This window comes from Mesorhizobium atlanticum, assembly GCF_003289965.1.
GTDB lineage: Bacteria > Pseudomonadota > Alphaproteobacteria > Rhizobiales > Rhizobiaceae > Mesorhizobium > Mesorhizobium atlanticum.
The window spans coordinates 341,502-353,841 of sequence record NZ_QMBQ01000006.1; the positions used below are offsets into that span (position 1 = coordinate 341,502).

General features: G+C 63.9%; 16 protein-coding genes. 9 read left to right on the forward strand and 7 right to left on the reverse strand.

Annotated features, from left to right (window positions below; genetic code table 11):
* Positions 1 to 372, forward strand: a complete 372-nt coding sequence (locus tag DPM35_RS22390; RefSeq protein WP_112129402.1) for a VOC family protein — start codon at positions 1 to 3, stop codon at positions 370 to 372.
* On the opposite strand, the gene DPM35_RS22395 is transcribed toward DPM35_RS22390, so the two are convergent.
* A complete protein-coding gene (locus DPM35_RS22395; protein WP_112129403.1) occupies positions 359 to 589 on the reverse strand; it encodes a hypothetical protein in 231 nt (76 codons plus the stop codon). The genes DPM35_RS22390 and DPM35_RS22395 overlap by 14 nt on opposite strands.
* 93 nt (positions 590 to 682) lie before the next feature.
* Between DPM35_RS22395 and DPM35_RS22400 the strand changes: the two genes are divergently transcribed.
* Together DPM35_RS22400 and DPM35_RS22405 are read left to right on the forward strand one after the other, a co-directional pair.
* Positions 683 to 1,135: a pyridoxamine 5'-phosphate oxidase family protein gene (locus DPM35_RS22400; protein WP_112129452.1), complete on the forward strand. Its 453-nt coding sequence runs from the start codon at positions 683 to 685 to the stop codon at positions 1,133 to 1,135.
* A gap of 27 nt (positions 1,136 to 1,162) precedes the next feature.
* Positions 1,163 to 1,357, forward strand: coding sequence for a hypothetical protein (locus DPM35_RS22405; protein WP_112129404.1), 195 nt, complete (start codon positions 1,163 to 1,165; stop codon positions 1,355 to 1,357).
* Positions 1,358 to 1,377: 20 nt separating this feature from the next.
* Here DPM35_RS22405 and DPM35_RS22410 read toward each other — a convergent pair whose 3' ends face one another.
* Positions 1,378 to 2,499, reverse strand: coding sequence for a glycoside hydrolase family 25 protein (locus DPM35_RS22410; protein WP_112129405.1), 1,122 nt, complete (start codon positions 2,497 to 2,499; stop codon positions 1,378 to 1,380).
* Between the two features lie 308 nt (positions 2,500 to 2,807).
* On the opposite strand from DPM35_RS22410, the gene DPM35_RS22415 reads away from it, so the two are divergent.
* The gene (locus DPM35_RS22415; RefSeq protein ID WP_112129406.1) at positions 2,808 to 3,767 is read left to right on the forward strand and encodes a Tim44 domain-containing protein; all 960 of its coding nucleotides are present in this window, start codon (positions 2,808 to 2,810) and stop codon (positions 3,765 to 3,767) included.
* Positions 3,768 to 3,796: 29 nt separating this feature from the next.
* On the opposite strand, the gene DPM35_RS22420 is transcribed toward DPM35_RS22415, so the two are convergent.
* Together DPM35_RS22420 and DPM35_RS22425 are read right to left on the reverse strand one after the other, a co-directional pair.
* Complete coding sequence (locus tag DPM35_RS22420) at positions 3,797 to 4,582, reverse strand: phosphodiester glycosidase family protein (protein ID WP_112129407.1); 786 nt, start codon at positions 4,580 to 4,582, stop codon at positions 3,797 to 3,799.
* Positions 4,583 to 4,692: 110 nt separating this feature from the next.
* Positions 4,693 to 5,565, reverse strand: a complete 873-nt coding sequence (locus DPM35_RS22425; RefSeq protein WP_112129408.1) for an undecaprenyl-diphosphate phosphatase — start codon at positions 5,563 to 5,565, stop codon at positions 4,693 to 4,695.
* Positions 5,566 to 5,769: 204 nt separating this feature from the next.
* Between DPM35_RS22425 and DPM35_RS22430 the strand changes: the two genes are divergently transcribed.
* A complete protein-coding gene (locus tag DPM35_RS22430) occupies positions 5,770 to 6,702 on the forward strand; it encodes a hypothetical protein (protein WP_112129409.1) in 933 nt (310 codons plus the stop codon).
* 19 nt (positions 6,703 to 6,721) lie between these two features.
* Here the strand turns inward: DPM35_RS22430 and DPM35_RS22435 are convergent, their stop codons facing one another.
* Positions 6,722 to 6,934: a hypothetical protein gene (locus tag DPM35_RS22435; protein ID WP_073986662.1), complete on the reverse strand. Its 213-nt coding sequence runs from the start codon at positions 6,932 to 6,934 to the stop codon at positions 6,722 to 6,724.
* Positions 6,935 to 7,081: 147 nt separating this feature from the next.
* Positions 7,082 to 7,477, reverse strand: a complete 396-nt coding sequence (locus DPM35_RS22440) for a GFA family protein (RefSeq protein WP_112129410.1) — start codon at positions 7,475 to 7,477, stop codon at positions 7,082 to 7,084.
* A 182-nt stretch (positions 7,478 to 7,659) separates the two neighbouring features.
* Here DPM35_RS22440 and DPM35_RS32870 point away from each other — a divergent pair, with 182 nt between their 5' ends.
* Positions 7,660 to 7,803, forward strand: a complete 144-nt coding sequence (locus tag DPM35_RS32870; RefSeq protein ID WP_245431606.1) for a hypothetical protein — start codon at positions 7,660 to 7,662, stop codon at positions 7,801 to 7,803.
* A 158-nt stretch (positions 7,804 to 7,961) separates the two neighbouring features.
* Positions 7,962 to 8,693, forward strand: a complete 732-nt coding sequence (locus DPM35_RS22445) for a 2OG-Fe(II) oxygenase family protein (protein ID WP_245431607.1) — start codon at positions 7,962 to 7,964, stop codon at positions 8,691 to 8,693.
* Positions 8,694 to 8,868: 175 nt separating this feature from the next.
* On the opposite strand, the gene DPM35_RS22450 is transcribed toward DPM35_RS22445, so the two are convergent.
* A complete protein-coding gene (locus DPM35_RS22450; RefSeq protein WP_042644583.1) occupies positions 8,869 to 9,117 on the reverse strand; it encodes a ParB N-terminal domain-containing protein in 249 nt (82 codons plus the stop codon).
* A gap of 149 nt (positions 9,118 to 9,266) precedes the next feature.
* On the opposite strand from DPM35_RS22450, the gene DPM35_RS22455 reads away from it, so the two are divergent.
* Entirely contained in the window at positions 9,267 to 10,907 is a 1,641-nt protein-coding gene (locus tag DPM35_RS22455) for a N,N-dimethylformamidase beta subunit family domain-containing protein (RefSeq protein WP_112129411.1), read from the forward strand.
* 1 nt (position 10,908) lies between these two features.
* The gene (locus DPM35_RS22460) at positions 10,909 to 12,291 is read left to right on the forward strand and encodes an aminotransferase family protein (RefSeq protein WP_112129412.1); all 1,383 of its coding nucleotides are present in this window, start codon (positions 10,909 to 10,911) and stop codon (positions 12,289 to 12,291) included.
* The last annotated feature ends 49 nt before the right edge of the window (positions 12,292 to 12,340 follow it).

A 12,340-nucleotide genomic window follows, 5' to 3' on the forward strand; every position in this document is an offset into this window, starting at 1 on the left:
ATGATCGACCACATCACAGTCGAAGTAAGCGATCTTGGGAAGAGTAAGCTCTTCTACGAAAAAGCTTTCGCGCCGTTGGGGTATCGCCTCTCCTTCGGCAAGGAGGGCATCTTCTGGGCCTTCGATGTCGGCAATGGCTGCCTGTTCGAGATCCAGAGCACGGGCGAAAAGCCACCACTGACCCATCTGCATGTCGCCTTCCGGGTTAAGAGCAAGGCGGAGGTCGAAGCGTTCTACCGCGCGGCGCTCGAAGCGGGCGCCGCCGACAATGGTGCACCCGGGCCGCGTCCGGACTATGCGCCGGATTACTACGCCTGCTTCGTGCTCGATCCCGACGGCTACAACATCGAGGCGATGATCAACGAGGCGTGAGGATCGTCGCCTTCGCGACTTCGTCATTCCAGGGTGGAGCAAGGAGCGAAGCGACGCGCGCAGACCCTGGAATCCATGCCGTGATGCCGACAACAGGCCGCAGGTACAGGATCAAGCGCTCGGCATCAGCGACATTCTCGACCGCTGCGAGCTTCACGCACGTCTCGGCATGGATCCTCGGGTCAAGCCCGAGGATGACGAAGGCGGGGACGCCCAAGGCGCATCCATGCCCATGCGTTGATGCACGTCAAAGCAACGTTCTCCAGGATTCTTACCATGGCCGCCGTCAGCAATGACTTTGGAGGCGAAGATGGAACAGGAGATCAAAAACAAGATCCAGACGCTGCTGGATCAGCATCGGATCATGACGGTTGCCACGCTGAGGCCGGACGGCTGGCCGCAGGCGACCACTGTGGGCTACGTCAATGACGGCCTCACCCTCTACTTCCTGTGCGGCCTGGACAGCCAGAAGGCGGCGAATATCGCGCGAGACAATCGTCTGTCGCTGACCATAGACCACGACGCGCCGCAGGTGATGGAGATCACCGGGCTTTCCATGGCGGCGCGGGCGCAGCCGGTGGAAGACCGCGCCGAGGCCGAGAAGGTTCTGCGGATGCTGCCGATGAAATATCCCCCGCAGACCTCGCTGCCCGGTCCGATGCCGACGCCGGACCAGGTCCGCATCTTCCGCGTGGTGCCTTCCGTGATCTCGGTGCTGGACTACTCCAAGGGTTTTGGCCACACGGACCTGGTCACCTGCTGAGCGCGGCACGGCGGCCAGGCGATCCAATTGATCGACCGCATGATCCAGATCAAGGCAAAGCCCATCGTTTCCGGTGTTTCCTCGGCTGTTCTTTCCGAGGAGATGGAAATGCCTACAGAGAGCCTAATCGTCGTCACCGCCATTGTCGCCTATTTCGCAACCTTCATGGCCGTGCTCGGCTATGTGACAATGACGGAGTCGCGAATGCTGCCGCGGAGGTAGCCGAGGCGATCGGATGCGGCTCAGTCCGCGTCGGCCATCATCTGCCCGCCGCCGCCCAGCCAGGCGCGCCATTGCCGCTCATCGCCGTGGAAGACGTTGAGGTCGATGCGGCCTGTCACGCCATGCGACAGGCCGGAGCCCGAATACTGCCAGAACAGCCATTTGCGGCCCGGATAGACTTTCGACGGGTGCGCGGCCACGGCACGCAGCCAGAATGGATAATCCAGGAAGGCGCCGCGCAGATTGTCGCGATAGAAATCGGGGCTGGTGTAGATGATCGGGCGCTGGCCGTAGTGGCGCTCCAGCTTGTCCATGAACACCTGCATCTTCTCCAGCACCTTTTCGCGCGAGGGCTTGCGTCTGCAGGAGGATTCGCCGTTCCACTCGACGTCGATAACCGGCGGCAGCGCGCCGTCAACCTTCGGCACGTTGCGGATGAACCAGTCGGCCTGCTCGCCGGCGGTGCGGCACCAGTAGAAGAAATGATAGGCGCCGCGCTTCAGCCCGGCGGCATCGGCGTTGCGCCAGTTCTTCATGAACATCGGATCGAGATGGTCGCCGCCATCCGTCGCCTTGATATAGGCGAAGTTGGCGCCTTGGGCGCGCAGCTTCATCCAATTGATGTCGCCCTGCCAGCGCGACACGTCAACGCCATGCACCGCAAGGTGCCGCGGCGAGGAGCGGCCGAAATTGATCGGCTTGGCGTCGCGGAAGGCATAGCGGGTGACCGGGCTTGCCAGCATGGCGGGCGCGGCGCGCGACAGCCGCTTCGGCGGCGAGACGAGCGCGGCCTCCTGCACCGGCGGCTCGGCGCTTTCCGGGAGACCCTGCGCGGGAAAATTCACCGTCTCCTCCTCGGCCAGGCCGAAGGGGCGCGAATTCTCGTCGTCGGAGCTTGCGTTGCTTTCGTCGAGCAGCGGAGCCGGCGGCGTGAAACGCGTCGCGCCCGACATCGACGCGGTCTCGACGGTCTTTTCCCTTACCGCGGTCTTCACGCCCTTCGATACCGGCGCGCTCGGCCGCACGACCGAGCTCGTCGTCTCGCTGGACGGCAGTTGCAAGGCATCGACTCCAGCTGTGGACGAGCAGCCGGCAAGGCAAAGCGCTGCGAGCACGAAACTGACGACGCCAAAAATCCGCATCTTTGACCTGTACGCAAAACAAAACAGACCGAAGGCAGGAACAGCGCCGACGGAAACCCATTCCTAATGAGAAATTACCAACAAAGTTTGAATCAAAATTTACCTTTGGCGCGACGATCGTGATCGATTCGGGGTGTGTACCGTCACCTCGCCTGCGCGAAGGCGCAGCCGCGAGCGAGCTTAGAATCAGGACGATCGTCGCCGGGTCGGCGGACGCACTGAAGCAGGGGCTAAACCTGGCTCGCCTGGCACCCCATATGAGGGGCTCGCGCAAAGCGAAGCGCTAACCTACCCAAGGACTGTGCTAAATGTCGAAGTCACGAACGATCAAAGTCGCGTCGATCCTCATGATCTTGCTGACCGTCTCCATCGGCACCGCCGAGGCGCGCATGGGCGGCAGCTTCGGCAGCCGTGGCAGCCGCACCTACCAGGCGCCCGCGCCGACCAGGACGGCCCCTTACACGGCGCCTGTCACGCGCTCGATGACGCCGCAAACTACCCAGTCCATCCCATCATCGCAGTCGTTTCCCGGCACCGAGCGCCCCGGATTCTGGCGTGGTTTCGGCGGCGGTTTTGTCGGCGGCCTTGTGGGAGGACTGTTCTTCCAGGGCCTGTTCGGCATGATGCTGGGCCATGGCTTCGGCGGCATAGGCGGCGGGCTGAGCTTCATCTTCCAGCTGCTCTTGATCGGCGGCCTCGTGGTGCTGGCGATGCGCTTTCTCAATCGAGACAATGCCGCGCCGGCCAATATGCGAAACGCCGGCGTTCCGTTCGGACGGCAAGGCTGGGGCGGCGCGGCGCCCAGCTATTCGTCCAACGCCGCAAGCTTCGGCTCCGCTGACGCATCAGGAGCGGATGAAATCGGCATCACTGATGCTGATCGCGACGCGTTCGAACGGATCCTCGGCGAGGTGCAGGCTGCCTTCACCAGTGAGGATCACCAGGGATTGCGCCGGCTGACGACCCCCGAAATGGTTTCCTACCTCTCGGAGGAACTGGCGGACAACGCGACCCATGGCCTCAAGAACGAGGTGACAAACCTTAGGCTGCTGAAGGGCGAAGTGGCGGAGGCGTGGCGGGAAGGCTCGCGCGACTACGCCACCGTGGCGATGCGCTGGTCGGCGATCGATATCATGCGCAACCGCCAGACCGGCGCCGTCGAGAAGGGCGATCCCAACAATCCGGTCGAAGCGACCGAGCTGTGGACCTTCACCCGCCAGGCCGGAGAACCGTGGCTGCTATCCGCGATCCAGGACGCGTCAAGTTAAGGCAAAGCACAACGCAAAAAGCGCTTTGATCACTGCCTGAACACGCCGATCATCGGCCCGAGATTCCAGAAATCGTCGTTGCGGCCGATGCCCGGCGCATAGAGGCTCGAAATCGAGCCGTCGAGGAAAAGCGCGTTCGGGCAGCCGAGCTGGTCGCGGAACAGCCGCGCGAATTCGTGGAAGGTGACGACACCGTCCGAGATCGCGAAAACCGCGACGCCGTCGGCGCGCACGCCGACGCCATCCCGAATCTTGCGCGAGGTGCCGTCGGCCTGGAATTTCGGATGCAGCTTGCCGTCGATGACCAGCATCGGCCCGGACTGCGTGGCGTAGTCCACGCGCGGCGGACGCTTCAGGTAGTCCTTGGTCGCGCGAACACCTGCCTTGCCGGCGCTGAGATAGAAGATGCCGTTTGGCTGCATGGAGAAATTGCCGGTTCCCGATCCGGTCTTCGCCGGCGTGACCTGCTCGCCGCGTTCGACATAGAGCCCGACCGGCGCGAGGTTCGGATGGTACATGCCGGCATTGATGCCGAAGAGCATGGTGCGCCCCGCCGCTTGCTGCGCGTTGCGCAGATTGTGCAGCGACCGGTAGAAGTCGCCATCCTTGTTCTTCCAGAAGAGCTCGATGGAAAAACGCCTCGGATCGGTCTCGCAGACGAGGTAGGACGCGTTCTCGAAAGTCTGGTTGCGGCAGGGCGGCAGCGCCGCCAGCCATTGACCAAGCCCCATGCCCGCGCCGACGGCGGCGGGCACCGCCGATTTCATCAGTGTGGCCAGCAACGGCACAGATTGCAGCAAAGTCACAAGATCCATCAGCGCCCCCGAGGGTCAGCGTCGATATAGCGGATTCGGTCGAGACCTCTAACTCTTTGCTTTTACGCCAATTCAGGACGAAAGCCGCTGCGCGGATTTCCCGGATTGCTTCAGGTGAGCCATCCGGCCGCGACGCTGATCAGCAGGACCACGCCGAGCAGGCCGCGATAGATCACGAACGGCCAGGCGGAAAAGCGTTCGAGCACCCGCATCAGCCCCCATATCGCGAAAAAGGCCGAGATCGAAGCGACGACGAGGCCGACGGCCAGGACCGACCAGCCATGCGCGTCGAGATGCACCTTGTGCAGTTCATAGAGCTCCTTGAGGCCGGCGAGCGCGATGGCCGGCAAGCCGAGCAGGAACGAGAGGCGCGCCGCCTCCGGCCGGGCGAAACCCAGCCCCATCGCCGCCGTGAGCGTCGAGCCCGAGCGCGAGACTCCGGGAATGAGCGCGCCGACCTGGGCGACACCAACCAGGAGCGCATCGAGGATCGAGGCCTGGCGCAGCATCAGCTTATGGCTGGCGAAGATCTCGGCGAGCGCCAACAGGATGGCCATGGCGATGCAGGCCCAGCCGATGACGGCGAGCCCGCGCAGGGGCGAATTGCAGGCGTTGAGCACGCCGGAAAGCGCAAGGCCCGCAATGACGATCGGGACGGTGGCCAGCACGATGCTGATCGCCAGGCGGAAATGGCGGTCGCCGAAATCGCGGCGCGCGATCGCCGAGATCGATCCGAACAGCACGTCCCTGACATCGCTCCAGAAATAGCTGACCACCGCCGCGAGCGCCGCGAGCTGCATGGCGGCCGAGAAGGCCGATCCGGGATCCTGCCAGCCGAGCACCGCCGGCACGATGCGCATATGCGCCGTCGACGAGATCGGCAGCAATTCGGTGATGCCCTGCACGATGCCCAGGAACGCCACCTTGGCATAGCCCAGGCCGACAAAGCCGGTATCCAGTCCTTGAGTGCAGACGTCGGTCATCTCAACCCTTTTCCCTGCGCCTCGATCCTTGCCGAGGCAAAAGTGAATCGTCTTCGAAAAGCCCCTCTAGGAGAGGCTTAGCCTCACGATAGCGTGATTCCAACTCACGGATTTGTAAGGTGCCGCTAATCCTGCTTGACAACAGGCTGCGTCATATTATCCTCTGCTAATCTTACACTGTAAGGCAAATCGGAGGAGGATACTATGTCGACCGCCGCCCTCTCGGAACTCGAGCCCCTCGCGCCGCCGGAAACGCACGCTCCGGAAATCGCGATTGAGGAGGTATCGCGCGATATGAGCCGCGCCATCGAGCGCGCCGAGGTCGCGGCCTGGCGCGACCTTTACGAGGCGGCTCCCGCCGATTTCGCGGCACGGCAAGGGCTGTCGATCGCGAGCGACGGCGATCTGGTCTGGACCACCTGCACGACAATCCCGTTCATCCATTTCAACTGCGTGAAGAATATCGGCGTCGATGGGCCGGCGACGGAAGACCAGCTCGACGTGTTGCTCGCGCATTATCGCAATGCCGGCATCAGGCGGCCGTGGTTCTACACCAGTCCGCACACAGAGCCGTCGCGGCTGAGATGCTGGCTGGAAGCGCGCGGCTTGCAGCATCAGGGCGGCTGGGAGCGCATCTATCGCAACGCGACACCGCTGCCAGCCGAACCGCTCTTCCCGGGCGATCCGCTGATCCCGGTAGACGATCCGGTGGTCGAGGAGGTCACCCCCAGGACGGCTTCGGAATGGGCTTCTTTCATCGATGCCAAATACAGGCTCCCCACCTCGCCCTGGCTTACCGCGCTTGTCGGCCGCAAGGGTTGGCACCACTACATGCTGAAACGTGGCGGCGCGGTCGCCGCGGTGCGCTCGCTTTTTATCGGCCCTGACGGCGCCGCCTGGAGCGGTATCGACGCGCCGGTGCCCGGCATCATGGCGCCGAGCTTCGATCTGGATGCCATGCTTGGGGAAAGGCTGGTTCGCGACGGCATCGCCGCCGGCGCGAAGCTGTTTGTCGCCGATATCGAGGCGCCGCTCCCCGACCGCGACGGACCGGCCTATCGCAACTACGACCGGCTCGGCTTCAAGCTCGCCTACTTACGCAATCACTACGCTTACCTGCCGGCGTATTCGAGCTGACCATCTTCCTGGAGCTGCCTCAGCGGTACAGCCACTGCTTCAGGCAGCTTCTTGCCACGACATGCGCGGGCGGCACCGAAGCCTGGTCAATGCGGGAATCGTCGCCGGCCCTGTCGCGAGCCTTTTCCAAAAGCAGGCGAAGCTCCGCCGGGCGCACCCGGTCGCGCGCCATCACGAGCTGGACCATCGGGTCGTTCAAAAGCTCGTCCAGGGTGTTGATGCTCTCGCTCATCCGTCGCCTCCTCACTGCCTGCCCGCATGGCGCTTAGATAGGCAGCCAATGATGGCCCGCCAATGACGCTTTGCCGGCTATCTCGTGCAGCGGAGATGAAATTTTTGTGCAGGCCTTTACCTTCCCCCTGTGGGAGAAGGTAAAACGCTAAGCTGGCGGCGCGCCTTCATATTGCGGCAGGCCGTCGTCGAGCATCAGCCAGGGCTGCTTTGAGGCGGTCCAGAAATGCATGTCGGGCTTGAACAGCGACGGGTCGTCGAGCGAGCCCGACGTGACGCCGAGAATGCCCCTGGAGTCGCGCCGCGAGAACATCGTCGTGCCGCACACAGGGCAGAAGCCGCGCTGAAGGTCAGGCGTGGAATTGATCGTCGCCACCGGCCCCTCGATCGTCACATCGTCGATGCGGAAGAGCAGGCGGGCATTGAAGGCCGAGCCGATCGCCTTCTGGCAGATCCGGCAATGGCAGACGCGCTCGTTGATCGGCGTGACCTCGGCCTTGTAACGCACCGCGCCGCACAGGCACCCGCCCTCATATTTCGTCATCGCCGACACCCGTTTCGAGGAAATGCCGGCAAGGTAGTGGCCGGCATGATTGGGTCAAACAAAAAACATTGATGGGATGCGATCGCCCGCGCTGATACGGGTGGCCCAATGACATGTCCTCGCCCACGATTGACAATCGCCGGTCGCCACGCCCTGCTACGGTGTCCGAGGGGAGGAAGCTGATGGCCGACATCGACACGATAGCGATCGCACCCTTGTTCGGTCCGCCCTCACATGCCCGCGACCAGACCGACTCGAGGATCATGGCCGCGGCCTCCGGCATCGGCTTCATGGCGATCCGCGACTTTCCGGGCGACGATGGCTGACGCCGCGGACGCGGGCCCAGCTGCTGGCGATCTTTTCGCTGCCCGAGGCTGAAAAGCAGAAGCTGCTGCGCTGGAATTTCGACCGCACCAAGGAAAATGTCTATCGCGGCTGGTTTCCGCTGCAGCCGGGCGCCGTCTCCTATAAGGAAGGCATCGATATGGGGCCGGACATCGCCGAGGCGCGGACCGAACCCTCCGGCCTCGATGCCACCGATCCGCTCTGCGAGGCCACGCCGCTCCCGCCCGAAAGCGCCCTGCCCGGCTGGCGCCAGGCTGCCGCCGGCTACTACAAGGCAATGGAGAGGGTCGGCAACGCGCTGCTGCGCTCGGTCGCGCGCGGCCTTGGGCTGACCGAGACGATTTTCGATAAGGATTTCGAAGGCGGCATCTCCACATTGCGCCTGATCCGCTATCCGCTGCGTGACCCGAACAGCGGGGTCGATCTGAGCGGGCCGGACTTCTCCGTGATGCACAAAGGCGAGATACGGACCATCATCGGTCGTGAGCACGCCGATTCCGGTTTCGTCACCTTGCTGGCGCAGGACGGCGTCGAAGGCCTGCAGGCCAAGACCCTTGCCGGCGAGTGGATCGATGTGCCGCCCGCCGACAACACGCTCGCCGTCAATTTCGGCCAGTTGCTCGAGCGCTGGACCGCCGGCCGGGTGCGGGCGACCCGGCATCGGGTGATCGCGCCCAAACAGGCGCGCTTCTCGATTCCGTTCTTCTATGAGCCACGCGTCGACGCCGAGATCGCGCCGCTGCCGCTCAAGGGCGCCGAGCCCTTCGAGCCGTTCCTTTATGGCGACTATCTCTGGGACACGGCGACGAAATTCGTCGAAATGAGCGGCGTCAGGCATCTGCGCCAGCCGCGAAGGGCCAAGGCCTCGTAGATCGGCAATCCTTATGAGACCGCAGCCGGTTTAAGGTGTGTTGAGATTCAGGTCAGGCCGAGTCGAAAACGGTGGCTTTCGAGAACCGGAGCGGAGCGTACTTTTGGGTACGTGAGCACCGGAAGCGCAGAAAGCCGCCGTTTGCAGGCCGGCATCACCTGAATATCGAGACACCTTAGTGGCGCTTGGCCTGAACGAGATAGGCGTCGATCATGGTCTCGCCCAGCCATTTCGCGGCTTCGAGCCGGTGCAGCCCCTCGACCAGGATGTGGCGCTTGCCGTCGTGCCGCACCTGGATCGGCGTCTTCATGCCGTTCTCGAGAATATCCTCGGCAAGATGGCGCACGGTCTCGGGATGCAGCGTCTTGCGCCGCGCCGTCGGCACGTAGATGTCGTCGACCTTGACCTTTTGCACACGCAGCATATCGGCTCCCGGCGTTGAAACGTCGCCTGAAGCTGAATAGTCCGTTTGCCGGATATCGCCAAGCGCGGGTGCCTGCTGGCCCGATGCTTTCCATTTGACGCTTGGCCGGCCGATGGTCTCAATGACGGCTTCGTTATCTCAGGTGTCCCTTGACGCAATTGCCCACCGAATTTCCCAATTTCGGGCTGACGCCCGAGCAGCGCCGCGAGGCGGTGCGCGGCCATTATTACGAATGGCCGGGCATGGACGGCGAGCGCGGTGAGATCTGGGGCTACAGCGACCGGTTTTCCTATCGTCCGGGCGAGATAGTCACGCTTTTCGTCAGTTCGTCGGCGCCGCACTTCAGCCTTGCCGTCATCCGCGACGGCGACAGCGAAACCAAGGTGTTCGAGGGATCGGGCCTGTCGGCGCGCTGGCAAAACACGCCAGACCAATGCTCGGTCCAAGGATGCGGCTGGGAGGCTTCTTTCGAATTCCGTGTCGGCGACGACTGGCCATCGGGCGCCTATCGCGTCGCGCTTCTTGCCGAAGGGCGCGACGGCAATCCGATCCGCAGCCACCATCTCTTCATCGTCGCGCCTTTGCCCGGCCGCAAGCCGGGCCGTCTGCTGCAGGTGGCCGCGACCGGCACCTGGCTTGCCTACAACACCTGGGGCGGCTCGAACCACTATCAGGGCATCACCGGCCCTAGCCGCGATCAGTACGCGACGATGGTGTCTACGCAGCGTCCCTGGTGCCGCGGCTTCGTCGTGCTGCCCAAGGATGCGCCGCGCGTGCCGGTCGAAGTCGCCGTGCCGCCGAAAACCGTGCCGCGCTACCCACACATGGAATGGGCCTTCGCCACCGGGCATTCGAAGAAATACGCCTCTTCCGGCTGGGCGAGCTATGACAGCCACTTCTTCCGCTTCGCTGAACGCGCCGGCTATCAGGTCGATCTCGCCAGCCAGCACGAGCTGCATTTCTCGCCCGAAATCCTCGACGGCTACGACTGCGTCGTCTTCGTAGGGCACGATGAATACTGGACCTGGGAGATGCGCGACGCCGTCGACAACTATGTCGAGCGCGGCGGACGTGCCGCGCGCTTCGCCGGCAATTTCATGTGGCAGACCAGGCTGGAAGACCAAGGCCGCCGCCAGGTTTGCTACAAATACAAGGCGCGCGCGGAAGACCCGGCCTATCGCGGCGGTGACGTCACCCGCGCCACCAATTCCTGGGAAGCGCCCGAGATCGGACGTCCGGGGAGCGCCACCTTCGGCCTCAATGCGACGCGAGGCGTCTATGCCGGCTGGGGCGGCTGCGCGCCGCGCGGCGTGCGCGGCTTCCCGGTCTACCGTCCCGAGCATTGGGCCTTCGCCGGCACCGGCATCTATTACGGCGACCTGCTCGGCGCCGACAGCCATGTCTATGGCTATGAGGTCGACGGGTTGGACTTCGAGATACGCGGCGGCATGCCCTACCCGACCGCGGAGAGCGGCGCGCCGGACGGCTTGCAGGTTCTGGCGGTCGGCATGGCGAGCCAGGTTGAGGAAAGCGCCGACATTCCGATCGAGGATCAGTTCCTCACCGACGAGGATGGCCGCTTCACCGCCGAGACCTTGTTCGGCGAGGCCAGCGACGCCAATCTCGACAAGGTCAAGCGCGGCAACGGCATGATCGTCAATTTCCCGCGCGGCAAGGGCGAGGTGTTCCATGCCGGAAGCTGCGAATGGGTCGCCGGCCTGCTAAGGCAGGACGCGATGGTCGAACGCGTGACGAAGAATGTTCTCGACCGCTATCTCGGAAAGTCCTGACATGCCGAAACTGGAAGTGCAGCCCTCGCCCGACACCGAAGCACGACCGCCGTCGCATCTGTTCTATCTCTCCAGCCTGCGCCGGCCGCTGGTCGATCGCGCCGAGGGCATCTATTTCTGGACGCAGGATGGACGACGCTTCATCGACGGCTCGAGCGGGCCGATGGTCGCCAATATCGGCCATTCCAACCGCAACGTGCTCGACGCCATGAAGCGGCAGATGGACAAGACCACCTTCGCTTACCGGCTGCATTTCGAGAACGAACCGGCCGAAGAACTGGCGCGGGAATTGGCCGGAAAACTGCCTGAAGGCATGGACCGCATCTTCTTCGTTTCCGGCGGCTCGGAAGCGACGGAATCCTGCATCAAGCTCGCCCGGCAATGGGCGGTCGCCACCGGCCAGCCCAAGCGCTGGAAAGTGATCACCCGCTTCCCCTCCTATCATGGCGGCACGCTCGGCTCGCTTGCCGTCACCGGCGACGACGCGCTCGCCGAAACCTTCACGCCGATGATGAAGGTGATGCCCGCGGTGCCGGCCCCGACCGCCTGGCGCGACCGCGACAACCTCTCGATGGAACAGCGCGGCATCCGCTACGCCGACATGCTGGAGGAGAAGATTTTAGCCGAAGGCCCGGAAAGCGTTTTGGCCTTCATCATGGAGCCGGTCGGAGGTGCGGCGACCGCCGCGCTCGTTGCGCCCGACAGCTACTATCCGCGCATCCGCGAGATCTGCGACCGCTATGGCATCCTGCTGATCCATGACGAGGTGATGAGCGGCGCCGGCAGGACGGGCAAGTTCCTCGGCGGCGATCACTGGAACTGCAGGCCTGATATCGTCGCACTTTCGAAGGGGCTGGGCTCGGGCTACGCGCCGCTCGGCGCTCTTGCCGCGCCGATGCGCCTGGTCGAGCCGCTGCTGGCCTCAGGCGGCTTCCAGCACGGCCATACCTATGCCGGCAACCCTCTAGCCTGCGCCGCCGGCCTCGCCGTGCTCGGCGAAATGGACCGGCTTGATCTCATCGCCAACGCCGCCGCCATGGGCGACGTGCTGATGGCGGAGTTGAGGGGCTTGCAAAAGCGCTTCCCCTTCATCGCCGACGTGCGCGGCAAGGGCTTGCTAACCGGCGCCGAAATGGTCGCCAATCCGGAAACCCTGAGGCCGATGGATCCGTCCCTGAAGGCAACGCCGCGCCTGCTCGATCACGCCTATGCGCGCGGCCTGATCATCTATGGCCGCAAGGTCAAGGGCGGCGTCGACGGCGACAATTTCATGGTGGCGCCGCCGATGATCATCACCCGAGAGCAGATCGGCGAGATGATCGCCATCATCGGCGACTCGCTGGAAGCGCTGGCAAAGGAACTCGACCTGCCGGTGGAAAGCTGACCATCTCGCGATGCGGTGCGCCGTGGGAGAGTTGCGGAGGAAAAGCAGA